This window comes from Ensifer sp. VA4 (genome assembly GCF_055710065.1).
Genome location: NZ_JBVQPO010000002.1, coordinates 41,102 through 64,182, shown reverse-complemented (window position 1 = coordinate 64,182; position 23,081 = coordinate 41,102). Strand labels below are relative to the sequence as shown.

General features: G+C 63.9%; 18 protein-coding genes, 1 tRNA gene and 1 pseudogene. 5 read left to right on the top strand and 15 right to left on the bottom strand.

The annotated features are described in order from the left end of the window. Positions 1-90: 90 nt before the first annotated feature. The 5 genes from yihA to rpmH form a co-directional block, all read right to left on the bottom strand. Positions 91-744 carry a ribosome biogenesis GTP-binding protein YihA/YsxC gene (gene yihA / locus AC0C6X_RS03250; protein ID WP_173515396.1) on the bottom strand — a complete coding sequence of 218 codons (654 nt, stop codon included), beginning with the start codon at positions 742-744 and terminating at the stop codon, positions 91-93. Positions 745-800: 56 nt separating this feature from the next. Further along, complete coding sequence (locus tag AC0C6X_RS03245; RefSeq protein ID WP_247958193.1) at positions 801-1,733, bottom strand: DMT family transporter; 933 nt, start codon at positions 1,731-1,733, stop codon at positions 801-803. A gap of 157 nt (positions 1,734-1,890) precedes the next feature. Next, entirely contained in the window at positions 1,891-3,678 is a 1,788-nt protein-coding gene (yidC, locus tag AC0C6X_RS03240) for a membrane protein insertase YidC (RefSeq protein ID WP_472951907.1), read from the bottom strand. Then, complete coding sequence (gene rnpA, locus AC0C6X_RS03235) at positions 3,678-4,076, bottom strand: ribonuclease P protein component (RefSeq protein ID WP_173515399.1); 399 nt, start codon at positions 4,074-4,076, stop codon at positions 3,678-3,680. Before rnpA ends, yidC begins: the two co-directional genes overlap by 1 nt. Before the next feature lie 20 nt (positions 4,077-4,096). Then, positions 4,097-4,231 (bottom strand): 50S ribosomal protein L34, encoded by a 135-nt coding sequence (gene rpmH / locus AC0C6X_RS03230; RefSeq protein WP_077962533.1) that lies wholly within the window; start codon positions 4,229-4,231, stop codon positions 4,097-4,099. A gap of 395 nt (positions 4,232-4,626) precedes the next feature. Between rpmH and AC0C6X_RS03225 the strand changes: the two genes are divergently transcribed. From AC0C6X_RS03225 to AC0C6X_RS03215, 3 genes are all read left to right on the top strand, one after another. Continuing rightward, entirely contained in the window at positions 4,627-6,627 is a 2,001-nt protein-coding gene (locus AC0C6X_RS03225; RefSeq protein ID WP_247958191.1) for a methyl-accepting chemotaxis protein, read from the top strand. Between the two features lie 451 nt (positions 6,628-7,078). After that, positions 7,079-8,560, top strand: a complete 1,482-nt coding sequence (locus AC0C6X_RS03220) for a sensor histidine kinase (protein WP_173515401.1) — start codon at positions 7,079-7,081, stop codon at positions 8,558-8,560. A 337-nt stretch (positions 8,561-8,897) separates the two neighbouring features. Then, positions 8,898-8,974 (top strand) — tRNA-Arg (locus AC0C6X_RS03215). 581 nt (positions 8,975-9,555) lie between these two features. Here the strand turns inward: AC0C6X_RS03215 and AC0C6X_RS03210 are convergent. The 6 genes from AC0C6X_RS03210 to spdA all read right to left on the bottom strand — a co-directional run bounded on the left by AC0C6X_RS03210 (position 9,556) and on the right by spdA (position 17,168). Continuing rightward, positions 9,556-9,987: a DUF1810 domain-containing protein gene (locus AC0C6X_RS03210; RefSeq protein WP_247958190.1), complete on the bottom strand. Its 432-nt coding sequence runs from the start codon at positions 9,985-9,987 to the stop codon at positions 9,556-9,558. Positions 9,988-10,025: 38 nt separating this feature from the next. After that, entirely contained in the window at positions 10,026-11,012 is a 987-nt protein-coding gene (locus tag AC0C6X_RS03205) for an aldo/keto reductase (RefSeq protein ID WP_472951903.1), read from the bottom strand. A 261-nt stretch (positions 11,013-11,273) separates the two neighbouring features. Then, complete coding sequence (locus AC0C6X_RS03200; protein ID WP_173515404.1) at positions 11,274-11,858, bottom strand: IMPACT family protein; 585 nt, start codon at positions 11,856-11,858, stop codon at positions 11,274-11,276. A 155-nt stretch (positions 11,859-12,013) separates the two neighbouring features. Next, positions 12,014-15,721 carry a trifunctional transcriptional regulator/proline dehydrogenase/L-glutamate gamma-semialdehyde dehydrogenase gene (putA, locus tag AC0C6X_RS03195; RefSeq protein ID WP_472951902.1) on the bottom strand — a complete coding sequence of 1,236 codons (3,708 nt, stop codon included), beginning with the start codon at positions 15,719-15,721 and terminating at the stop codon, positions 12,014-12,016. A gap of 292 nt (positions 15,722-16,013) precedes the next feature. After that, positions 16,014-16,322 carry a YkgJ family cysteine cluster protein gene (locus tag AC0C6X_RS03190; protein ID WP_173515406.1) on the bottom strand — a complete coding sequence of 103 codons (309 nt, stop codon included), beginning with the start codon at positions 16,320-16,322 and terminating at the stop codon, positions 16,014-16,016. A gap of 39 nt (positions 16,323-16,361) precedes the next feature. After that, complete coding sequence (spdA, locus tag AC0C6X_RS03185; RefSeq protein WP_247958186.1) at positions 16,362-17,168, bottom strand: 2', 3'cyclic nucleotide phosphodiesterase SpdA; 807 nt, start codon at positions 17,166-17,168, stop codon at positions 16,362-16,364. 197 nt (positions 17,169-17,365) lie between these two features. Between spdA and AC0C6X_RS03180 the strand changes: the two genes are divergently transcribed. Beyond that, a complete protein-coding gene (locus AC0C6X_RS03180; protein ID WP_223726310.1) occupies positions 17,366-18,400 on the top strand; it encodes a proline racemase family protein in 1,035 nt (344 codons plus the stop codon). Between the two features lie 177 nt (positions 18,401-18,577). Here the strand turns inward: AC0C6X_RS03180 and AC0C6X_RS03175 are convergent, their stop codons facing one another. Both AC0C6X_RS03175 and AC0C6X_RS03170 read right to left on the bottom strand, forming a co-directional pair. Next, the gene (locus AC0C6X_RS03175) at positions 18,578-18,916 is read right to left on the bottom strand and encodes a tetratricopeptide repeat protein (protein WP_349508009.1); all 339 of its coding nucleotides are present in this window, start codon (positions 18,914-18,916) and stop codon (positions 18,578-18,580) included. Then, positions 18,893-19,438 (bottom strand): annotated as a pseudogene (locus tag AC0C6X_RS03170) (SEL1-like repeat protein); the annotation flags it as partial. The pseudogene AC0C6X_RS03170 and the gene AC0C6X_RS03175, both read right to left, overlap by 24 nt. Positions 19,439-19,652: 214 nt before the next feature. Here AC0C6X_RS03170 and AC0C6X_RS03165 point away from each other — a divergent pair. Continuing rightward, positions 19,653-20,276 carry a FecR family protein gene (locus AC0C6X_RS03165; protein WP_349508008.1) on the top strand — a complete coding sequence of 208 codons (624 nt, stop codon included), beginning with the start codon at positions 19,653-19,655 and terminating at the stop codon, positions 20,274-20,276. A gap of 69 nt (positions 20,277-20,345) precedes the next feature. Here AC0C6X_RS03165 and AC0C6X_RS03160 read toward each other — a convergent pair whose 3' ends face one another. Together AC0C6X_RS03160 and AC0C6X_RS03155 are read right to left on the bottom strand one after the other, a co-directional pair. After that, positions 20,346-22,199: a CHASE2 domain-containing protein gene (locus tag AC0C6X_RS03160; protein WP_472951900.1), complete on the bottom strand. Its 1,854-nt coding sequence runs from the start codon at positions 22,197-22,199 to the stop codon at positions 20,346-20,348. A gap of 5 nt (positions 22,200-22,204) precedes the next feature. Further along, positions 22,205-22,909 carry a Crp/Fnr family transcriptional regulator gene (locus AC0C6X_RS03155; RefSeq protein WP_173515411.1) on the bottom strand — a complete coding sequence of 235 codons (705 nt, stop codon included), beginning with the start codon at positions 22,907-22,909 and terminating at the stop codon, positions 22,205-22,207. Between the last annotated feature and the right edge of the window lie 172 nt (positions 22,910-23,081).

Below are 23,081 nucleotides of genomic sequence, written 5' to 3'. Positions count from 1 at the left end.
GGGTAGTGACAGAGATCAAAGACTTTGAGCTGATTGACCTCTGCGCGGCGCGCACGTCACGGTGCGCTTCGAACGGTTTCTGGGATCGCCTTAGCGGGCGATCGCCGTGCCGATCGCGGCGCGCAGTTCGTCGATGCCCTCGCCCTTTTCCGAGGAGGTTGAAAGTACCTCGGGGAAGGCGGCGGGGCGCTTCTTGATCTTGTCGAGCGTTTCGGCGATCAGCCGCGGCACGCCGGCGGCCTTGATCTTGTCGGTCTTGGTGAGGACGATCTGGTAGGAGACGGCCGCCTTGTCGAGCAGGCCGAGGACCTCCTCGTCGTTCTTCTTGATGCCGTGGCGGGCATCGATCAGCACATAGACGCGCTTCAGCGTCGAGCGGCCGCGCAGATAGTCGAACACCAGCTTCGTCCAGGCGTCGACCTGCTCCTTCGGCGCCTGGGCATAGCCGTAGCCGGGCATGTCGACGAGCGCCATCGGCGGCAGATCGTCGGCCTCGCCCGAAAATCCGTCGGGCACGAAGTAGTTGAGCTCTTGCGTGCGCCCCGGCGTGTTCGAGGTTCTTGCCAGTCCCTTGTGGCCGACCAGGGCATTGATCAGTGACGACTTGCCGACGTTCGAGCGGCCGGCAAAGGCGATTTCCACCGGCCCTTCCGGCGGCAGGAATTTCATGGCGGGCACGCCGCGAATGAAAATCCACGGCCGGCCGAACAGCGGCTTGTCGTCTTTGGTTCTGGTTTCGGCCATCGGCGGTCGGTCCTTCATCGAGAAAGCTCATGGCTTCCCGGTTTTGGTCGTGGATGTCAAGGCGTCGGCGTGCGGACCGGCCGCGTGGGGATGGTTTGCGCCCGTCGGAACTCGTTGAAGAGATAGGCAAGCAGCGCCAGGAAGATGAAGGTGCCGCCGACGATCGTCCGGCCGCTCGGTACTTCGCCGTGGATGATCGCGACCCAGACGGGGCCGAGCACGGTCTCGGCGGTGCCGAGCAGCGCCGCCAGCGCCGAAGGCACCAGCCGGGCGCCGGTGACGAAGAGCGCCATGCCAAGCCCGAGGTTGAAGGCGCCGAAGACGAAGAGCAGGGCGAGCTCGCTCGAAGTCACCGCAAGCCCGGACGACTGGCTTGCCGCAATGGCGCTGGCGGCGAAGCAGCCGAAGCAGGTGGCCGGCGTCATCCGCACGTGCGGGTAGCGGCGCGTGATGACGGTTGCCAGCGCGAAGACCACGGGGATCAGCAGTGCCAGCGCATCGCCGATCGGCGACACGCTGCCCGTCAGGCTCTCCGACACCATGATCGCGACCCCGACGATGACGGCGGTAATCGCGCCCCAAGTGAAACGCGAGACCCGTTCGCGAAACAGAACCCAGCTCATCAGCGCTGCAAACAGCGGCACGCCGGCGCCGAGCAGCACGACATTGGCGATGGTCGTGTAGGAAATGGCGATGATGAAGGAGGTTGAAGCAATGGTGAAGCAGAGTCCGACAGCGACCCCCGGCCAGCCCATGCCCTTGAAAAGCGCAAGCGTACCGCGTGGTCCGTCGCGCACCAGCATGAAGGCGAGCAGGAAGAGGCCGGCGAAGAGGCAACGCCAGAAAACGATCGTCCAGCTGTCGGGGATCTCCAGGAACCGGGCGATCGCCCCTCCGAAGCTCCAGAAGAAGGCGGAGCCGAAGACGAGCAGGGCGCCAAGCTTCTCGCTGGCGGCGAACGGAGCGGAGGTGGCCGACGGGTCGGTCATGGCAAATTGTCCTGGAGCGAGGCGCAGTGATTTCGATAGCGCCTGATGCCTGCCCTGCGCGCCCGCGTCAACGCCATAACGTGTCGCGCGCTGGCGTCAAAACGAAAGAGCCCCGGACCTTGGGTCCGGGGCTCTGGGATTGTCGTGGCGGCTGGCGTCATTCCGCCGGCTTGGGCTTCTTTGTGAACAGGCTCTTCAGGTTGTCCAAGAGCTCGATCTTCACGCCCTGGCGCTTCATGATGATCGACTGCTGCAGCACCGAAAGGGTGTTGTTCCAGGCCCAGTAGATCACCAGGCCGGCCGGGAAGGATGCCAGCATGAAGGTAAAGACCACGGGCATCCAGGTGAACAGCATTGCCTGGGTCGGGTCCGGAGGCGTCGGGTTCATGCGCATCTGCACGAACATCGTGATGCCCATGATGATCGGCCAGACGCCGAGATGCAGGAAGGCTGGACCGTCGAAGGGCAGCAGGCCGAAGAGGTTGACGATCGTTGTCGGATCGGGTGCCGAGAGGTCGCGGATCCAGCCGAAGAACGGCGCGTGGCGCATCTCGATGGTGATGTAGATCACCTTGTAGAGCGCGAAGAACACCGGGATCTGGATGAGGATCGGCCAGCAGCCCGCCAGCGGATTGATCTTCTCTTCCTTGTAGAGCTGCATCATCGCCTGCTGCAGGCCCATGCGGTCGTCGCCGAACTTCTTCTTCAGTTCTTCCATCTTCGGCTGAACCTTCTTCATGTTCGCCATCGATGCGTATTGCTTGTTGGCGAGCGGGAAGAAGAGACCCTTGACGACGATCGTGGTGATCAGGATCGCGATGCCGAAGTTGCCGAACAGACGGAAGAAGAAATCCATCATTTTGAACATCGGCTTGGTGATGAAGTAGAACCAGCCCCAGTCGATCAGCTTGTCGAAGTTGGGGATCGAGTAAGCGACCTCGTAATTGTCGACAACGGGAACTTCCTTGGCGCCGGCGAAAACGAGGTTCTTGACCTCGGACGTCTGGCCCGCGGCGATGGTGACGGCATCGCTCTTATAGTCACTCTGGTAGCGGCCGCGACCATCGGTGAAGTGCGAGAAGCGGGTGTCGTAAGGGGTCGCCTGCGGCGGGACGATCGCAGTCGCCCAGTATTTGTCGGTGATGCCGAGCCAGCCGCCGGTCGCCTTGCCCGGCTCGACAGCCTTGTCGTCCTCGATCTTCGAATAGCCGACTTCCTGCAGGCCGTTTTCGCCAATGACGCCGATGAAGCCTTCGTGCAGCACGTAGATGCTCGGTGTCGTCGGCTTGTTGAAGCGAGTCACGCGGCCATAGGAGGAAAGGGTCAAGGGCTCGGCCGCACCGTTCTTGATGCTGTCGACCACTTGGAACATGTAGTGCTCGTCGACCGAGATCGTGCGGGTGAAGGTGACGCCCTTCTCGTTGGTGAAGGTCAGCGTTACCGGGGTCGCAGCGGTGAGCTTGTCGCCGCCGGAAAGCGTCCAGACGGTCTGCGGGCCCGGCACGCTGCCGGTCGCATCGCTGCCGACATAACCGAGTTCGGCAAAGTAACCGTCGGTCGTCTCGGCCGGGCTGAAGAGAGTGATGACCGGGCTCTTCGGATCGACCGTCTCGCGGTATTCCTTGAGCTTGAGGTCGTCGAAACGGGCACCGGTCAGGTTGATGGAGCCGGAAAGAGCCGGCGTGTCGATCGCAACGCGCGCCGATTTGGCAATTGCCTGGTCACGGTTTTCACCAGTGCCCGGAATTGCGCCGCTGCCCGGCAGAGCCTGCCCCGATGTCGCCGGTTGGGTACCGGGCTGGGGCTTGGCCTGTTGTCCCAGCTGCGCCTGTTCCGCGGCGATGCGGTCCCTCTCCATCTTCGGATTGACGTAAAGGAACTGCCAGGCAATGAGGATCAGCACGGACAGGCCAATCGCCACGAAATAGTTGCGGTTTTTTTCCATCATGGTTTCCTGGAACCGGCCGGCGGCCGCTTCTGTTTCGGCTTGTTTTCGATGCGCTCGCGAAGCCCCCGGGTCAAGGCGTCGAAGGGGGCGTTCAGGAGATCGCGTCGGGCGACAATCACATAGTCGTGTCCGGGTTTCATTGCAAACCCGGCGGAAAGCCGCACCGCCTCTTTCAGGCGTCGGCGCATCCGGTTTCGCTCGACGGCATTGCCGTGTTTCTTGGTAACGGTGAAGCCGACGCGGGCCTCGCCTTCCGGATCGTTGCGGTCGAGCACTTCGAGGAGAAACAGCGGGCCTCTACGGCTTTCTCCTGCCCGAACGGCCAAAAACTGCGGACGGCTTTTCAGCCGCCCGACAGTCGTTTTGTCTTTATCTGACGTCATGTGCCCGGACACTGGTTTCGGGCAGTTTCGGCTTAAGCCGAAAGACGCTTGCGGCCACGAGCCCGGCGGGCTGCGAGGACCTTCTGGCCACCCTTGGTAGCCATACGCGAACGGAAGCCGTGGCGACGCTTGCGGACAAGCTTGGACGGTTGGTAGGTACGCTTCATTTATTTAATACCGCGGTGTGCGGCCCTTCTTGGGTTTGCGTGTAGCAAGGAGCGTTTACGTTACCGGGCACGGCTCCGCCTTCTCGGGCAGGAGGGCTTGACCGGACGTGCGCGGCTTATAAGAGGAAAATTCCCGCAAAGTCAATTGCGGCCGGCGATTCAGTGGCAGCGGCATCGCAAAAGTGACTGGCGCGCTCGATCGAGGCGATTCATACGCGCGCGAAAAGGCGTGCAACTAGCCGAGATTGGTAAACAGAACGCTAATCGGCGCTCCCCAGAATGCCGGCCGGCGCGACGACCTTTGTTAACCAGGGCTATTTTAGGGTCTCCCCGGTGCAATGGGGTGGCGAGATGTCCGATAAACGGACAGGCTTCGCGGCCTCGTGGAGGTCGGGATGAAAATACGCGGTAAAATCTATCTGATCGTCGGGATCATGAGCCTGCTGGCGGTTGCGGTGACCGGAATGTCGCTCGTGGCGGTCGCCAAGTACAACGAGAAATTCCATCAATACGAAAATGTCGCGGCGCGCGCCTTCAAGGCGGAACGCCTGAACCGCCTGGTGACAGCGGTGGTGATGGAATCGCGCGGCATCTACGCCGCTCCGACCGTCGAAAAGGCCAAGTCCTTTGCCGAGGGCATTCGCACCAATCTCGACAAGATCGATACGCTGCTTGCCGAGTGGCGCCTGCTGATCCCCGCCGACACGCAAGCCTCCTTTGATACGCTGGTCAATCGCGCCAACGAGTTCAGGACGTTCCGGGCGGAAACGGCGCGCCTCGGCGAACAGGTCTCGCCCCAGGCCGCCAGCGAGCAGGGCAACAACGATGCCAACCGGGCGAACCGCAAGGCCTTCCAGGAGCAGATCGACTCCGTCGCCGATATCAACCTGAAGACACTCGAAGTCGTCACCGCGGAGGTCGCGATCTTCGAGCGCTCGGTGGTCATCGTTATCCTCGGTATCGCCGGCCTCGGCATGCTCGCCGGCCTCGGCGCGGCCTTCTATATCGCAACGAATCATTTGAGCCGCCCGATTCTCGAACTGACTGGCAAGATGAAGCAACTCGCCGGCGGCGATCTCACGGTCGACGTGCCCTTCGCCGGCCGCAGGGACGAGATCGGCGAAATGGCTGAGGCCGTTCAGGTCTTCAAGCAGAACGGTCTCGCCGTTCGCGACCTCAACGCGCAGGAAGCGGTGCTGCGTGAAAAGAGCGCCGATCTGCAGTCGAGCATCGGTGTCGTCGTGGCGGCCGCGGCCGCCGGCGATTTCACCAAGCGCATCGGCAAGGACTATGAGAACGACGATCTCAACCGGTTCGCCGCAAGCGTCAACGAACTGGTCGGTAGCGTCGATGCCGGCATCGCCGAGACCCGCCGGGTCGTCGCCAGCCTGGCGGGCGGCGACCTGACCCAGAGCATGAACGGCCATTTCCAGGGTGCCTTCGCCGAGCTGCAGAAGAACGTCAACGAAACGCTGTCGACCCTGCAGAAGACGCTCCGCGAAGTTCGCGTGACGACCGACACGATCAACGGCAACTCGTCCGAACTGCGGGCGGCCGCCGACGATCTGTCGAAGCGCACCGAGCAGCAGGCGGCAGCGCTCGAGGAAACCTCGGCCGCACTCGACGAGATCACCGTTGCCGTGAAGAACTCGACCGAGCGGGCGCAGGAAGCGACCGTCATGGTCAATGAGGCCAAGCATAGCGCGGCGCAATCAGCCGCAGTCGTGCGCAATGCCGTCGACGCCATGGGCCGTATCGAGCAGGCGTCGAGCGAGATCGGCCAGATCACCAACGTGATCGACGAAATCGCCTTCCAGACCAACCTTCTGGCACTGAATGCCGGCGTCGAGGCGGCGCGTGCCGGTGATGCCGGCAAGGGCTTTGCCGTCGTTGCACAGGAAGTGCGCGAGCTGGCGCAGCGCGCCGCAAGTGCGGCCAAGGACATCAAGACACTGATCTCGAAGTCCGGCAGCGAAGTGGCGACCGGTGTCCGGCTGGTGCAAGAAACCGGTTCCGCGCTCGGTGAGATCGAAGATCGCGTCCTGAAGATCAACGACCATATCCATTCGATCGCAACGGCGGCGCGCGAGCAGTCGACGGGCTTGAGCGAAGTCAGCACCGCCGTCAACCAGATGGACCAGGTGACGCAGCAGAATGCGGCTATGGTGGAGGAGGCGAATGCCGCCACCCACAAGCTCTCCGCCGAGGCCAACAACCTCGCCAACCTGATCGCCTACTTCAAGGTGGACAACACCGCGGCAAGGCCGATGGCCGTGGCGCGCGAAACCACCCGCGCCGTCGAATCGCCGGCGCGTCGCATGATGGGCAACGTCGCCCGCGCCTTTGGCGGCAGCTCCGCTGCGGCTGTCGCGAGGGACGACTGGGAAGAGTTCTAAGCGACACCTTGCCTCGCCAAGTGTTTTCGGAGCCCGCGGTACCGTATGGTGCCGCGGGCTCGCTGTTTTGAACTGCCCTGAACGCCAGTAGCCGTTCTACTCCATCGCCGCCCGCGCCCGTCGCCGCGCCCCCCCCCGACGATGCCACTGTTCCCTGGGTGACTTACACCGATGCGGATTCTGTGCAGCTAGGCCAGAGCGAGGCGGCAGCGCGCCGAGGATTTCGCTTCGGCGATGCGGGAAGGAAGATGATCGGGATGCGGTGCTTGCGGCTGCCAACGGGCGTGACGCTGAAGGATATCCGCACCTATGTCGCACCCCGCCCGGCCGCTCCGAGATTGGAAAACGGTCGGCCATCTCCTATTATTGCCCCTGGCGCGAAGCCCCTTGGCTCGGGCACTTGTGCGGGGTCGCGGGCGTTTTTGTTGACGGGCAGGGAAGTTTGTAAGGCATGGCGGAAGAGACGCGTCCGGTAGCGGCAAGCGAGGCACTGAAGACGAGTGCGGGGTTCTTCCGGGGTCTTTCCGGTAAGCTGCTCCTGCTGACCATCGTCTTCGTCATGCTGGCGGAGGTGCTGATCTTCGCGCCGTCCGTCGCGACCATGCGCATTCGTTGGCTGGAGGATCGGCTGAACACGGCTGCCGCCGCTGCCGTCGTCGTCGACGGTCTGCAGAATGTCGAGCTGCCGCGCAGCGTGCAGAAGGACACGCTGATGGCGACCGGCACGAAGGCGATCGTCATTCGGCGCAAGGATGCGTCGCGCATGATCGCGCTGACCGACATGCCTCTCGAGATCAAGGGCGAGTACGACGTCGCCAATTCGACCGCTTTTGGCGCCATCCGCGATGCCTTCGATACCCTGCTCTTCGGCGGCGATCGGGTGATCCGTGTCTATGGGCCGCTCGGCGAAAGCGACGCGACGATCGAGCTGCTGATGAAGGATGCGAGCCTGCGCAAGGCGATGCTCGTCTATTCGCGCAACGTCTTTGTCCTATCGCTCATCATTTCGCTGATCACCGCGGCGCTGATCTTCCTCGCCATCAACCGCATGCTGATCACGCCGATCCGGCGGATGACGGCGAACATGCAGGAATTTTCCAACGATCCGGCCGATCCCGGTCGGGTGCTCGTGCCGCCGGAGGGACGCGACGAACTTGCCGTCGCCGGTCAGCACCTCGCCAGCATGCAGCGTGAACTGCAAAAGACCCTGAAGCAGCAGAAGAGCCTTGCAGAGCTTGGCCTTGCGGTGTCGAAGATCAACCACGACATGCGCAACATCCTGTCCTCCGCGCAACTGATCTCCGATCGTCTCGCCGATGTCGACGATCCCGTGGTCAAGCGGTTTGCCCCGACCCTGCTGCGGACCATCGACCGTGCCGTCGGTTATACGCGCGAGGTGCTCTCCTACGGCAGGACGACCGAGGCAGAGCCGCATCGCCGCTTCGTCGCATTGAAACCGCTCGTTTCCGATGTCGCCGAACTGCTGGCAATCGATCCCCAGGCGGGCATCGATTTCCAGATCCAGATGCAGGACGACATCGAGGTCGATGCGGACAGCGAGCAGCTCTTCCGGGTGGTGCACAATATCTGCCGCAATGCCGTGCAGGCATTGACCAATCACGAACCGGAGGACGGCCGCCCGCGGCTGGTAACGGTTTCCGCCATGCGGGTCGGCAGCGTCGTCACCATTTCGGTCGACGATACCGGCCCGGGCATGCCGCCCAAGGCGCGGGAAAACCTGTTCGCCGCCTTCCGTGGCTCGGCACGCTCCGGCGGCACGGGTCTTGGTCTCGCGATTGCACGCGAGCTGGTGCTCGCCCATGGCGGCACGATCGCGCTTGTCGAAAAGCCGACGCCCGGCACGCTCTTCCGCATCGAGCTGCCCGACCGGCCGGTTCCGCTCGACGCCTTCCGCTCGAAGTTCCGTCACTGAAGCATGTCGCGCCAAAGTGCGCAGCTGTTTGCGATAACGACAGGCGAAACATCAAGAACCTAAGGCGCAAGCAGCGGATCTGAAAGATTGCGACGCGCTTAGACAGAATGAAGCGGAGACGCGGCAAAGTCTGACGCCCGCGATTTTTTCCGGGCCTGCTTCCCTGGCGCAATGCCCTGATTTTCAGGGCGTTGCAGCATCGGCGTTACCGTGACTGTCCACAGCAAGTCGGGCCATCGTCGTAAAAATGAAATTTTTTGCCAAACGGCGCTTGCAATCCCCGAAAGGACCCTTTAGAGAACCGCTCACGCAAGCGGTTCCGCCGCTTCAGGCAAAAGCACCCGTAGCTCAGCTGGATAGAGCACCAGACTACGAATCTGGGGGTCAGGAGTTCGAATCTCTTCGGGTGCGCCATTCTTCTTCTCGATAGTTTACACCAATCTACGCTCGCTGTGTCGATTTTTGCGTTGTAGACCGTTGTCTGCCACCGCTAAGCACGTTTGCTCGCCAGCGTCCCTGCCGAAATAAGCCAGTGCAAATCTGGAAAGCGCAAGACAACCCAACCGGCGCGCTGTTTCAGATGCTTGCCATCACCAAGTGGACCGGCGGGAGGAGCAATTGTTCAATCCTCCGAAGTGGTTAGGTGACAAACAGTATATATTAGTATAACCTAATTTGCATACTTCGTGGAGGCGTTGAACCCGTCTCGGAGCCTGCGGGGGATGGTGACTCCGGATCACAAGAAGCGGAAAGCGCCTTCACGAACTTTTGACGCCTGTGTCTGAGAATTGGCCCAATGACTTCCTATATTCGAGGAGATACCGCGGCCACTGAAGGAAAGGAGGTGCCGGATGTATCGCTACATGATGAAAGAACTGCTGGTGATCGTCGCGGGCCTCTCGATATGTGCCTTCACGATCCTGTTTTTCCTGGTCAACTCGACACCGAATCTCTGACCGCCGACCGGCGCCCCGCCAAGGCTTGAGCGCCGGATATCAACGCTGGTGCGCCAGGATGTCCAAAGTGCGCCGATCCTTCTCTCCCGCGAAATAATGTTCAAGGGCCTGCTCGAACAGACTTCCTGCTTCGTCCACCTCGGCGAACAAGGTCATCGATGACCGGAATTTCACGTCGTCGGGGCTCGAGAAGATGTCGTGGGCCGATTTTCCCGCAACCGCATTGACGCATTCGGTGCATTCCCGAAGCCTCGCGCCGAGTACCGGGTGTGCCAGATAGGCGGATGCTTCTTCGAGACCCGATATCGCATAGCGCTCGGCCATCGGCGAATGGCCGAGACCGGCAAGTTGCGGGAAGACGAACCACATCCAGTGCGTCCGTTTGCGGCCGAGGGTGAGCTCGTCCAGAACCGCGGCATAGACGCGGTGCTGGGCGTCGATGAACCGTTGCAGATCGAAGGGATCAGGCATTGCAGCCCCCTGGCTCACCGGCGTTTGTGCGGTGTCAATCACCAGCGATGATGAACATGAACCTTCACCAGCCGTTCGTAAACCGTGGCGATCGCAGCCTTGGTCTCGTCGTTGATGGCGGCGAGCCCGCTGGCCGCGGCATTGGATTGCGCCTGCGCCTCGTTGCGGGCGCCGGGGATGACGACCGAGACTGCTTGCTGCTCGAGGATCCAGTTGAGCGCGAACTGTGCCATCGGCACGCCCTCGGGCACCAGTGGACGGAGCTGCTCGACGGCTTCCAGCGCCGCTTCGAACGGTACGCCGGCAAAGGTCTCGCCGACATCGAAGGCCTCGCCGTGCCGGTTGAAGCTGCGATGGTCGTCGGCCGCAAAGGCGGTTTCGCGACTGATCTTGCCGGAAAGCAGCCCGGAGGCGAGCGGCACGCGCACGATGACGCCGACATTCTTCTTCTGCGCCTCAGCGAAGAACAGTTCATGCGGTCGTTGGCGGAAGATGTTGTAGATGATCTGCACCGTGGCCACGCCAGGGTATTCGATCGCCTTCAGCGCTTCCTCCACCTTTTCGACCGATACGCCGTAGTGCCGGATCTTGCCCTTGGTGACGAGCCGATCCAAGGCTCCGAACAGCTCCGGGCGATAATAGACCTCGGTCGGCGGGCAGTGAAGCTGCACGAGGTCGAGCGTCTCGACGCCGAGATTGGCGAGGCTGCGATCGATGAAGGCCTCGATGTTTTCGCCCGTATAAGCTTCCGCGACATGTGGATTGAGCCGGCGGCCGGCCTTGGTCGCAACGAAGGGCTTGTCGCCGCCGCGCTCGTTCAAAACGGCCGCGATGATCTTTTCGGATCGGCCGTCGCCATAGACATCGGCCGTGTCGATGAAGGTGACGCCCGCGTCGAGTGCGGCATGGAGCGCGCGCTTGCCGTCCGCTTCGCTGACATCGCCCCAGGAGCCGCCGATCTGCCAGGCGCCGAAGCCGATCTCGGAAATGGTGGCGCCGGTCTTGCCAAGAACTCGAGTCTTCATGGTGCTGTCTCCTGTCGTGCGTCGTCGATCATAGCTCGGTGGAGCGCTTCTAAAGCATGTCGCGCAAATGTGCGCAGCAGATTTGCGATAACGACATGCGAAATATCAAAAGCTTAAGGCGCCAGGAGCGAATCCGAAAGAGCGCGACGCGCTTTGGTATGACGAGCTTGATCGAGTAAATTGGAGCGCCAGATGCAGCGGGAAACCGCATAAAGTTTTCGCTGACGGCTCGGTATCGATGTAGGGCGCTGCGGCGAGGGCTCAGTCGTCCAGCGAGACCACGGCCTTGCCGCGGCTGAGATCGACGACCATCGCGAGGATCGCCTCCGCCTCATCCTTGCGCAGGTCGATGGTCAGCACCGGGCCCTTGTCCGTGAAGCTCTCGCCGGCAATGGTCACGTCGCGGGCAAGAAGCCGCGCCTTCACCAGCGCCATGTCGGAAAAATCGACGGCGACGGTCGCGCGCACGGTTTCGATCATCTCGATCTTTTCCGCAGCCCTGAGGCAGAGCGCCGCTGTGCCGCCATAGGCGCGCACCAGGCCGCCGCTGCCGAGCAGGATGCCGCCGAACCAGCGCGTCACCACGACCGCGACGCGATCGAGTTCCTGGCCGTCGATCGCCGCGAGGATCGGCTTGCCGGCCGTGCCGCTCGGCTCGCCGTCGTCGCTGAAGCGATAGGCCTGGCCGATGCGCCAAGCCCAGCAATTGTGGTTGGCAGTTAGGTCGGAGTGGGAGGCGAGAAAGTCCTTCGCTGCCTGTTCGTCGGCAACCGGCGCTGCGATTGCCAGAAAGCGGCTCTTCTTGACGTCCTGGGTTGCCGTTTCTGTGCGCTTGAGGGTGAACATGGCCGCTTCCGTTTTGTCATTGCTGATAACGGATTGCGGGGAAGGGCGCCACCACGGTTTGGCTTCATCCGGGCAACGGCTGGTCCCATAGCGGACAGTAAGATCTTTCCCTCTCCCACGATGGGGAGAGGGCGCTTCACAATCTCAGGAACCGATCAGCCGATCGCCATCAGGCTGGCATTGCCGCCGGCGGCAGCGGTGTTGATCGAGGTCGAGACCTCCTCGAGCAGCCAGTTCAGGCAATAGGCGTCGGGGTTCTTGCCGATCTCTTCGGTCGAAGCCGCCTGGACGAGAACCAGCGGGCCCGGCAGGCCTGCGATCGCCTTGCAGACTTCGCGCACCCGCGCGCCGTCACCCTCGACAAGGGCGCCGGCGAAGGGGCCGTCCGCCGCCCAGTCCTTCGACCAGGAAAGCCGCACGGAAACACTGGCCGGCAGGTGCTTCAGCGAGGCCTGCAGACCGGAAGCGGCATCGACGACGACGGTGTTGCCGGTGGCGAGGGCGGCGGCGAGCTGGTGGTAGAGGCCGGTTTCCGTCGCCGGAACCAGGAGCACGCGACCGCGCGGATGCAGGGCATAGAGGTTGCGCTCGCCGACCGGTCCCGGAAGCTCGGAGTTGAGGCCAAGGGCCGAATTGCTGCCGGCGGTGCGGGCGGCTTCGGCTTCGGCCTTTGCGCCCTTGCCGTCGAGCCACTTGGCGAAGTCGAGCAGCGCCGGATCTGTATGAACCGAGCTGTGCTGCGGCGGCACCGGAGCGGTTGCGACGAGGCGGCCGAGATAGAGTGGGCCGCCGGCCTTCGGGCCGGTGCCGGAGAGGCCGCGGCCGCCGAAGGGCTGGACGCCGACGACAGCGCCGATGACGTTGCGGTTGACGTAAAGGTTGCCCGCCTTCACCCGTGCCGTGACATGGGCGATCGTCTCGTCGAGGCGCGTGTGCAGGCCGAAGGTCAGCCCATAGCCGGTGGCATTGATGTCGTCGATCAGCTGGTCGAGATCGTCGCGGCGGTAGCGGATGACGTGCAGCACCGGACCGAAGACTTCGCGCTTCAGGTCCGAGAGCTTGTCGAGCTCGATGATCGTCGGCGGAACGAAAGTGCCGTGGCCGGTTTCGGAAGCAAGGCCGATCTGCTCCACCTTGCGGCCGAGGCCGCGCATGGCGTCGATGTGCTTCTCGATGATGCCCTTGGCCTCAGCGGTGATGACCGGGCCGACATCGACCGAGAGCCGGTCGGTGCGGCCGATCTTCAGTTCATGCAGCGCGCCCTTCAGCATCGAAAGCGTGCGCTCGGCCACGTCTTCCTGCAGGCAGAGAACGCGCAGCGCCGAGCAGCGCTGGCCGGCGCTGTCGAAGGCCGAGGCGATGACGTCGCCGACCACCTGTTCGGCGAGCGCCGAGCTGTCGACGATCATGGCGTTCTGGCCACCTGTCTCGGCAATCAGCGGGATCGGTCGGCCGGCCGGCGACAGCCGGTCGGCAAGCTGCGCCTGGATCAGGCGCGCGACCTCGGTCGAGCCGGTGAACATCACGCCGGCGATTTCCGGCGCGGCCACCAGGGCGGCGCCGATGCGGCCGTCGCCGGGGAGCAGTTGCAGCGCGGCGGCGGGAATGCCGGCCTCGTGCAGGATGCGCACGCCTTCGGCGGCGATCAGCGGCGTTTCCTCCGCGGGTTTTGCCAGCACCGGGTTGCCGGCGACGAGGGCTGCGGCAATCTGGCCGGTGAAGATCGCGAGCGGGAAGTTCCATGGGCTGATGCAGACGATCGGTCCAAGCGCCTTATGGGCCGGGCCAAGGGTGCGGCGCGTCTGTTCGGCATAGTAGCGCAGGAAGTCGATCGCCTCGCGCACTTCGGCAATGGCGTTCGGCAGCGACTTGCCGGCTTCGCGCGCGATGAGGCCGAGCAGGGTCGGCATGCGCGCCTGCATCAGGTTGGAAGCGCGCGTGAGGTAGGCGGCGCGCTCGGCCGGCGAGACGGCAGCCCAGCTCGCGGCCGCCTTGGCGGCAAGGGTCGCGGCCTGGCGGGCGTCGGCCTCCGAAGCTTCCGTGACCGCACCGACCACATCGCGGTGGTCGCCGGGGTTGACGACGGCGCGCGTTTCGCCGGAAGCGGCGCCCGTTGCCAGTTGCGGAACGGCCTTCCAGTCGACGGCGGCACTCGCCTGCAGCGCCGCGGTCAGCGAGGCAAGGCCCGCTTCGTTCGAGAGATCGAGACCGGCGGAATTGCGGCGCGCTTCGCCGAAGAGATTGTCGGGGAGCGCGATCTGGTCATGCGGCGCGCCGACGACGGGCATGGCACGCACGATCTCGACCGGATCGGCGATGAGCTCGTCAACCGAGACCTTTGGGTCGGCGATGCGATTGACGAAGGAGGAGTTCGCGCCGTTTTCAAGCAGGCGGCGAACGAGATAGGCAAGCAGGGTCTCGTGCGTGCCGACGGGCGCATAGATGCGGCAGGGACGGTCGAGATTGTCCTTGCCGACGACCTCGTCATAGAGCGGCTCGCCCATGCCGTGCAGGCACTGGAACTCGTACTTGCCGACCTTGAAGTCCTTGCCGGCCATCTCGTAGATCGTCGCCAGCGATTGCGCATTGTGGGTCGCGAACTGCGGGAAGATCACGTCGGTCGCGGCCAGCAGCTTCTTGGCGCAGGCGATATAGGAGACGTCCGTGTAGATCTTGCGGGTATAGACCGGGAAGTCTTCGAGACCGTCGAGCTGGGCGCGCTTGATCTCGGCGTCCCAATAGGCGCCCTTGACGAGACGCACCATGATGCGGCGGCCGGCGCGGCGCGCGAGGTCGATGATGAAGTCGAGCACGTAGGGGCAGCGCTTGCCGTAGGCCTGGACGACGAAGCCCATGCCGTTCCAGCCGGCGAGGTCCTTGTCGAGGCACAGTTCTTCGAGCAGGTCGAGCGAGAGTTCGAGGCGGTCGGCTTCCTCGGCGTCGATGTTGAGGCCGATGTCGTATTTCTTGGCGATGACGGCAAGCGCTTTCACCTTCGGCAGCAGCTCGCTCATGACGCGCGAGGCCTGGGCGCGGGAATAGCGCGGATGCAGTGCCGAAAGCTTGATCGAGATGCCGGGACCTTCATAGATGCCGCGGCCGGCGGATGCCTTGCCGATGGCGTGTATCGCCGTCTCGTAGTCGCGGTAGTAGCGCTCCGCGTCGGCCGCCGTCGTCGCCGCTTCGCCGAGCATGTCGTAGGAGTAGCGGAAGCCCTTCTGTTCGAGCGCGCGCGAGCGGCGCAGCGCCTCGTCGATGGTCTCGCCGGTCACGAACTGTTCGCCCATCATGCGCATCGCCATGTCGACGCCGCGGCGGATGACCGGCTCGCCGCAACGGGCGATCAGGCGCGTCAGCGCGGCGGAAAGGCTGCGGTCGTTGACGGTCGAGGTGAGCTTGCCGGTGACGACGAGGCCCCAGGTGGCGGCGTTGACGAACAGCGAGCGGCCGCCGCCGATATGCGACTTCCAGTCGCCGTCGGCGATCTTGTCGCGAATCAGGGCGTCACGCGTTGCGGTGTCCGGAATGCGCAGCAGCGCTTCGGCCAGGCACATCAGCGCCACGCCTTCCTGGCTCGAGAGCGAGTATTCCTGCACCAGACCCTCGACGCCGGAGCCCTTGTGCTTGGCGCGCAGCGCCTCGATCAGCTTGCGCGCGGTCTTGGCGGCTGCCTGGCGGGTTGCGGCAGGCAGCGTCGCCGCTTCGACGAGTGCTGGCAGCGCCTCGGTTTCCGGGCGACGGTAGGCGGCGGTGATTGCTTGGCGAAGCGTGCTCTGCGGTCGCACCGGCGGAGCGAACTCGGCGAAGGGAGCCTGCGGCGCGCTGGTCTCGGTCGTGATCTTCTGAAGCGGTGTCTGGCTCATCGAGCGCTATCCTCCGGGAAGCAGTTTCCAAGGGCGCGCTGCGCCCCTGATCATGGGCGGAAAATACGCTTCCTTCCGCCGTACATCCATCCGGCAAATTTCGTTTTTGTCGGAATGTTTCACCATGCTGCTGACGTAGCGCCGTAGAGAATACGGAATCTTCGCAAAACTGCCGGATGATCCTACTACATGGCTCCTCAAATCCTGGCCGATTTGAGGGACAGAAAACATGCAGCCATTCAAAGGGCTACAGCGACCGTTGCGCGTCTGATAGGACGCGCGGCGCTGCAGATCACGCCGCTTTGCCGAAATGCCTCTCGCGCGCCATCAGGCACTCGTCGTCGCCGGGCATGCAGGTGCGGCAGACGATCGGGCGGATGGCGTAGATCTTGCACGATACGTGGTCGCCGAGCTTACCGCCGAGCGCGCAGCAACGATCGTCCTCGCAGCGCATGCCCCCGAGATCGGCAGAAACATATTCCGCCGGGATCAGGTCGAGCTCCTCGTCCGTCTCCAGCGAGAAGCGCGGCCAGTCGGCCGAATAGGCGCAACAGGCGCCGCAGCTTTGGCAGTCGAAGCTATCGTCGGTGGTTTGGGTCATGCGCCAAACTAGCATGAAGGCCGGCGGTCCGAAATGGCCTCACGCGATGGCAGCGTCCCGGCGGGCAATCTCGTAATCCTCGGTATGGACCAGCACGCCATCGTCGGTCACCACGGCGATGCCGTAGGCCGCCGGTTCGTCGACGGACAAGGAGGCGTCGGGTGCGTCGAAGGGCATCGGCTGCTGGTGCACCGGGCTCTTGAAGATCGAGAAGGGAATGCCGCGGGAGGAGCCGCTGATCGTGCGGTGCACGTGACCGGCGAAGATATGGCGGACGTTGGGATGCTTTTTGACGAGATCGTAGAACTCGGTCTCATTGGCGAGCCGGATCATGTCCATGCCGGTAAAGCCCGTCCTGTGTGGCGGGTGATGCATGAACAGCAGCGCCGGCCTGTCACCGGCGTCGGCAAGCTGCCGGTCGAGCCAGGCAAGACGTCTGGCACAGAGCAGCCCCGCATGGCTGGTGGGATAATCATAGGGCGGAGCAAAGAGCGTATCGAGCAGGATGGCGCGGCAGTCCGGGAAATCGATCGCCTGCTGCACGAAACCGTTCTCATCCGCCACGGCATCGGGGAAGGCTTCGAGAAAAACCTCGCGCCGGTCATGGTTGCCGACGGTGATGGCGACCGGCGGCACGAGCCGATCGATGAGCCGCTTCAGCCGTTCATAGGAAGCGCGATCGGCGTAGTGGGTGAGGTCGCCGGTGAAGATCACCCGGTCGGCATCCGCATGGTAGCGGTTGACGTGTTCGATGCCGGCGGCAAGGCGTTGGTAGGGATCGAGACCGATGATCGTCGTGCCTTCGGGCACCATGTGCAGGTCGGTAAAGATGATCAGCTTTGTCATGGAGATCCAGAAGGTTGCGTCTCGGGTGGCTCAAGCTGTCGCGCGGTGTGTCACGCGTCAAGCGGCAACTTCGGGGCGACTCTGAAGCGCGCCGGCGGTTTTCCTTGCGGCGCCTCCCGGAAAGCGCTAATGCAAGCGCGTCTGATATATCAGCCATGATCGCCAATAGGTGATGACAAGCGAGTTGGAGAAACGGCATGCGGTGGAAGCGCACGATCCAGTTGCTGGACGTTCATTGCGAGGGTGAGATCGGCAAGGTCGCGATCGGCGGCGTGCCGAAGATCCCCGGAAACTCGATCGCCGAGCAGCTCAACCACATCAACACCGTGGACGACAGCCTGCGCCGGTTCCTCTGCCTCGAGCCGCGCTCCGGCTCGATCGGCTCGGTCAACCTGCTGGTGCCGCCGAAGCGACCGGAAGCCGATGCCGGTTTCATCATTCTCCAGGCCGACCAGGCGCACGCCATGTCCGGCTCGAATTCGATCTGCGTCACCACCGCCCTGCTCGAATCCGGCATCATCGAGATGAAGGAGCCGGAGACGGTGGTAATGCTCGACACGGCCTCCGGCCTCGTCAAGGCAACCGCGACCTGCCGCGACGGCCGCTGCGAGAAGGTGAAGCTGACGATGGTTCCGTCCTTCGTGCATGAGCTCGACGTCGAGGTCGACACGCCGAAATGGGGCAAGATCAAGCTCGATCTCTGCTACGGCGGCATCTTCTACGCGCTGGTCGATGTTGGCCAGATCGGCACCACGATCGACAAGGCGAACGCCCGCGAGATCGTCGAGGCCGGCATGATCCTGAAGGATATCGTCAACCGCACGATCCCCGTCGTCCATCCGGAAATCCCTGAGATCAAGGGCGTCGCCTATGTGATGTTCCGCGATGTCGAGCCCGACGGCACGATCCGCACCTGCACCACCATGTGGCCGGGCCGCGTCGACCGCTCGCCCTGCGGCACGGGCAGCTCTGCCAACCTCGCGACGCTGCATGCGCGCGGCAAGGTCAAGGTCGGCGACGTCCTGAAGTCGCGCTCGATCATCGGCTCGGAATTTGAGGTGGGCCTCGAAGGTGTCACGACCGTTGCCGGCCGCGAAGCGATCATCCCGACGATTGCCGGCCGCGGCTGGACCTTCGGCCTGCATCAGGTGGCGCTCGATCCGTTCGATCCGCTGGCCGACGGCTTTGCGCTCACCGATACCTGGGGACCGCAGGCCGGCGAGATCCGCTAAAGCAATTTCCAGGAAAAGTGCGAAGCGGTTTTCCGTCCGGAATTGCGGGCACTGGAAAGCCAATTCCAGGAAAAGTGCGAAGCGGTTTTCCGTCAGGAATTGCGTCATGCCAAACGAAAACGCGGGCCGAAGACCTTGATGTCTCCGGCCCACGTGGCCCTTGGGAGGCGTGTTGGATTACTTGATGCGGCTGGTCTTGCCGAGCATGGCGGTCTGGAAGGCGTCGTTGCCGTCGAGCTCCGCAAGCTTCCGTTCGGCAAACGTGTCGCCTTCGTTGGCAGCCTTGCGGAAGATGTTGCGGGCTGCCGGAATGTCCTTGGCGATCCCTTCGCCGTTCTCGAGCATCAGGCCGAGATTGACCATGGCATCGACATTGCCGCGGTCGGCCGCCAACCGGTAGAATTTGGCGGCCTTGCCGTTGTCTTCCGGCACCAGCTTGCCTTCGTCCAGCATGACCGCGAGGTTGAAGGCGGCGACGTCATCGCCGGCGAGCGATGCCCGTTCGAACCACTCGATCGCCAGCTTGCCGTTGACCGGCGTGCCCATGCCGTCACGATAGGAAACGCCGAGATTGTAGGCGGCGAGAATATTGCCGGCGGCAGCGGCCTTCTGGTTCAGCGCGAATTCGGCGGTCGTGTCGCCCTGCTCGCCCAGGAGAACGGCATAGTTGGTCATCGCCAGCGCGTGGCCGTGTTCGGCGGCCTCGCGGAGAATACGTAGTGACTGGGCCTTCTGGCCGGCCTTGTCAAGTACGCGGGCCAGTTGGAATTCGGCGCGAGCGCCGCTCTTCTGGTTATAGGCCTCGCGGCAGGCCGAAAGCGCTACGCCGATCCTGATGTCCTCGGTGGCAACGGCCGGGAAGGCCTGATTGCGCTGCAGGTCGAAGATGCTGCCGGCCTCGCGGTCGCAGACGTCGGCGGCGGAGAGCTCGCCAGCACGCGCCGACGGAAGCGCGATCGCGGCGACAGCCAGCAGGCTGACGACCGCCAGCAGCAGTGCGTTGATGATGCCGGTACCCGATGTGCTGCGCTTTTCCATGAGGGCTCTCCCTTCTCTTGACGGCGAACTTATCCGCGCCTGTCGGGTCGGGCTGTTCCGGGGGTAACAGCCCGACAACGAAAGCTCTGGCGAACTGCCGGACGATCATCGAGAGACCGCGCGCGAGCCGGCTTGCATCCGGAAATGCCGGGGCTATCCTCGAATATCGCAACGCTCAAACGGGAGAGGGGCAATGGAAAACCGGGCAGCGCCGATGCGCAAGATGCTGGTGAGCCGACGCGTTGTCGTTGGTGGCCTGTTGCTGACGGCGGCCGGCGGCGGCGTCGCCCCCTCCTGGGCAGGCCCGTCACTTGGCGAGGCAACGGAGGTTCGCGGCGACGTGCGACGGAAGCAGGCGGAAAAGGACGACCCGCTGGCGGTCGGTAGCCAGCTTTACGAGAACGACCGCGTGCACACGGGTGCCGAGAGCTACGCGACCTTGCACCTCGGCACAGACACGCGCGTGCTGCTCGGCGCCGAGACCGAGCTGCTCGTCGATAGCTTCATCGCCGGTCAGGGTGGTACGCTCGAACTCGGAACAGGGCGCATGGTCTTCGATCGGCCCGAGGGGCTGCCGAAGGTCGATGTTGCGGTCCGCACGGCCTTCGGCATGATCGGTGTGCGCGGCACCAAATTCTTCTGCGGACCGAGCCGAGCCGCATTTGCCGTCTTCGTCGAACACGGAAGCGTTTCGGTCGCGCGTGGCGGCGTGACCCGGATCGTCGCAGCGGGGCAGGGGGTCGAGTTTCATCGCCGCGGAGAAGCGCCGAGCGAGCCCGTCAACTGGGGCGAGCCGCGTATCAAGGAAGCCTATGCCAGCGTCGGCCTGACACGTTGAGTTGACGCTATCCCGAAAACCGGTTCGCTATTCCCGGAGCCGTTCTGAGACGCGCGATCAGCGGTCGCCTCAGTCCGCGACCGTGAACAATTCCATCGTCGAAAAGCCGCGAATCTCGTGGCTGCCGAGGGGACGAAGCGGCCGCCTGCTTTCTGCTGCGGCACCGGGCCCGACGCAGATAGCGGTGCCGAGGAATTTGTTCGCCTCCTGCAGGCGCGCGGCCAGATTGATCGCATCGCCATGGGCCGTGTAGTCGAGCTTGCCGCCGGCGCCGACTTCGCCGACAACGGCCGGTCCGGTCTCGACGCCGATCCGGGTCCTGCCGAAAGAGTTGGCCGCGAACTGCGGACGCCGGCGCATCTCTTCCGTCAGTGCGTGGATCGCCTTGGCGCAATCGATGGCCCGGTCGACATGTTCGGGGAGATCCTCGGGCGCATTGAAAAACGCGTGCACCGCATCGCCCACCACCTTGTCAACCATGCCGCCATGCGCCGCCACCAGCGCATTGACCTCGGCAAAGTAGATGTCGAGCAAGGCAATGAGGTCCCGCGGCTTCAGCCTCTGCGACAGGGAGGAAAAGCTCTCGATATCGGTGAAGAGCGCCGTCACCTGCCGTTCCTCGCCGGCGACCCGTGCAAGCCCGGGATTGTCGATGTAGCGGGCGACGACCGATTGCGGCAGGTATTGCGAGAATTTCTGCCGCGCCGCCGCTTCGGCTCGCCGCACCCGAGCAAATTGCAGGACGCTCGTCACCGCCAGAACGACGGCGAGGGCGACCGAAATGCCGACCGCATCGATTAGCCAGCCGCTGGCGCCATAGATGACCGCCGCCGCCGCGACGACGGCGGCGACCGCACCGAGGCCAAGGGCTGCCGATACCAGCGGCCGAAGGCGAGCGGCGGCGAAGGCAACGGCGAGGCTGGCGAGAAACGCGACGCCGGCCTCGGCGGGCGGAAGTCGATCACCGCGCTTCGGTATGAAGCCCGTCAGGATCGCGTTGGCGATATCCGCGTGGATCTGCACCGAGGGTTCGAGCGGCATCGAGGCGCTCGGTCGCAAGCCCCCGAGGTTCGGCAGGCTGCTGCCGATGAGCACGAGCTTGCCGGCGAAGCGGTCCGGTGCCGCCTTGCCGGACAACACGTCGGCGGCGGAAACGGTGCGGGCGGCGAGCCGGTCCGCGGCGCTTGCGGCGAAGCGCAGGCTGCCGGTTTCGTCGAGCGCGATCACCTGCCCGTCGATGCGCAGCCAGGCGGGCTCGCCACCGAGGATCGGCGTGCCGGCTCCGCGCATCAGCCGTGTCGCTTCGATCGCCAATGTCGGAAAGGCGTCGTTGCCGAGGATGGCATAGGCCTGCACGCGGCGGATCCGCGCGTCTTCGTCACCAACGAGAAACGAAACCGCTGCCGCTTTCGCACGGTCCATGAACGCGGCACAGGAGGTTTCGGCGCCGTCGAGGAACCAGAGCTCGGGCGGGGTAAAGGGCCGGCTCAATGCCAGCGGCGGTACCGGCCGCGGCCGCTCCTGGACCGTATCGGCGATCAGAAAGCCGAGAACGACGGGGACGCCTCCAAGCGCGGAAGCGAGGTCCGCATTGCCATCGCCGGCCGTGTTGCAATTGGCGCTGAAGACGAAGTCGACCGCCACGGCCTTGGCGCCGGCCGTCGCAAGCCGCGACAGAAGCTCGGCGGTTGCCGTCCGGTCCCAGGGGCGCGATTGGTTGGCCTGGCGGTCGATGTCGACGACAACGATGTCAGGCGACTGCGGCGCGGGAATCCATTGTGTCAGGTTGTCGAAGAACAGCTCGCGCTGCGTTTCGAACACCGGTTCGGCAAAAAGATAGAGGGCGACGGCAACCAGCAAGCTCGTCAGGAACCCGCCGGCAAGCGGAGTGAGGCGGAATTGCCGGCGCGGCTCGGCGGCCATGCGGTCTAGTCCTCCTCCGGATCGGCAATGCTCTGCAGGCGACCGACTTTGCAGGCGATGATGCCGTCGCTCCGCTTGATCGCGCCGCTTTCCTCCAGCCATTGGATGGCGCGGTTGACCTTCGGCCGGCTCGCGCCGAGCACACCGGCGATGTCCGTCTGGCTCATGGTCAGCCGGAGATTGGCGCTTTCCGGCAATTCGTTGCCATGGATCTGTCGGAGCGTGGCGAGGAAGAAGCGCGCGACGCGGGCGTTGAGATCGTAGAGCGCGATGGTCTCCAGCCGTTCCGTCGTGTCGCGCAATTGCGCGCAGAGGAAGCGGATGACGGCCTCGGCGGCCTCCGGCCGATTGGTGACGATATCGAGAAAGGCCTTCTTGCCGATCACGTAGCCCTCGGAGGCGGTCATCGCCGTGGCATCGGCGGAGCGGGCCTGACCGTCAAGCACCGCCATCTCGCCGAAGATCGCGCCGGCTTCGTGTTGGCGCAGCATCAGTTCGCGGCCCTGTGGAGTGATCAGCGAAAGCTTGATGCGTCCGGAGATGACGACGATCATGTAGTTGCCTTCGTCGCCACGCTGGAAGATGACCGTGCCGGCCGGCCACTTCCTGTAGGTCGCGATGTCGGCGAGTTCGGCAATGGTACTCTTGTCGAACTCTTCAAAGATCGGAAACGAGCGCCAGAATGTCGGGCTCCGGTTGATTTCGTTCATGACATGACCCCGCGCGCGGCGTCCCCTGCCGCGCCGAAATTCTTCGCCCAGCCGCTTCGTCCTTGCAATAGAAAAGAACGATACGCCGACTATGTAGTTCCTAGTTCGCCCGCGGATAAACGAGAGAATGCCGGGCTCGAAGGTTGACGATGCCGGCTGGTCGTTTCATTTT

What these genes read in the sequence shown, in the direction of transcription:
- yihA (WP_173515396.1), bottom strand. Translation starts at nt 744, where the DNA reads ATGGCCGAAACCAGAACCAAAGACGACAAGCCGCTGTTCGGCCGGCCG.
- AC0C6X_RS03245 (WP_247958193.1), bottom strand. Translation starts at nt 1,733, where the DNA reads ATGACCGACCCGTCGGCCACCTCCGCTCCGTTCGCCGCCAGCGAGAAG.
- yidC (WP_472951907.1), bottom strand. Translation starts at nt 3,678, where the DNA reads ATGGAAAAAAACCGCAACTATTTCGTGGCGATTGGCCTGTCCGTGCTG.
- rpmH (WP_077962533.1), bottom strand. Translation starts at nt 4,231, where the DNA reads ATGAAGCGTACCTACCAACCGTCCAAGCTTGTCCGCAAGCGTCGCCAC.
- AC0C6X_RS03225 (WP_247958191.1), top strand. Translation starts at nt 4,627, where the DNA reads ATGAAAATACGCGGTAAAATCTATCTGATCGTCGGGATCATGAGCCTG.
- AC0C6X_RS03220 (WP_173515401.1), top strand. Translation starts at nt 7,079, where the DNA reads ATGGCGGAAGAGACGCGTCCGGTAGCGGCAAGCGAGGCACTGAAGACG.
- AC0C6X_RS03210 (WP_247958190.1), bottom strand. Translation starts at nt 9,987, where the DNA reads ATGCCTGATCCCTTCGATCTGCAACGGTTCATCGACGCCCAGCACCGC.
- AC0C6X_RS03205 (WP_472951903.1), bottom strand. Translation starts at nt 11,012, where the DNA reads ATGAAGACTCGAGTTCTTGGCAAGACCGGCGCCACCATTTCCGAGATC.
- AC0C6X_RS03200 (WP_173515404.1), bottom strand. Translation starts at nt 11,858, where the DNA reads ATGTTCACCCTCAAGCGCACAGAAACGGCAACCCAGGACGTCAAGAAG.
- putA (WP_472951902.1), bottom strand. Translation starts at nt 15,721, where the DNA reads ATGAGCCAGACACCGCTTCAGAAGATCACGACCGAGACCAGCGCGCCG.
- AC0C6X_RS03190 (WP_173515406.1), bottom strand. Translation starts at nt 16,322, where the DNA reads ATGACCCAAACCACCGACGATAGCTTCGACTGCCAAAGCTGCGGCGCC.
- spdA (WP_247958186.1), bottom strand. Translation starts at nt 17,168, where the DNA reads ATGACAAAGCTGATCATCTTTACCGACCTGCACATGGTGCCCGAAGGC.
- AC0C6X_RS03180 (WP_223726310.1), top strand. Translation starts at nt 17,366, where the DNA reads ATGCGGTGGAAGCGCACGATCCAGTTGCTGGACGTTCATTGCGAGGGT.
- AC0C6X_RS03165 (WP_349508008.1), top strand. Translation starts at nt 19,653, where the DNA reads ATGCGCAAGATGCTGGTGAGCCGACGCGTTGTCGTTGGTGGCCTGTTG.
- AC0C6X_RS03160 (WP_472951900.1), bottom strand. Translation starts at nt 22,199, where the DNA reads ATGGCCGCCGAGCCGCGCCGGCAATTCCGCCTCACTCCGCTTGCCGGC.
- AC0C6X_RS03155 (WP_173515411.1), bottom strand. Translation starts at nt 22,909, where the DNA reads ATGAACGAAATCAACCGGAGCCCGACATTCTGGCGCTCGTTTCCGATC.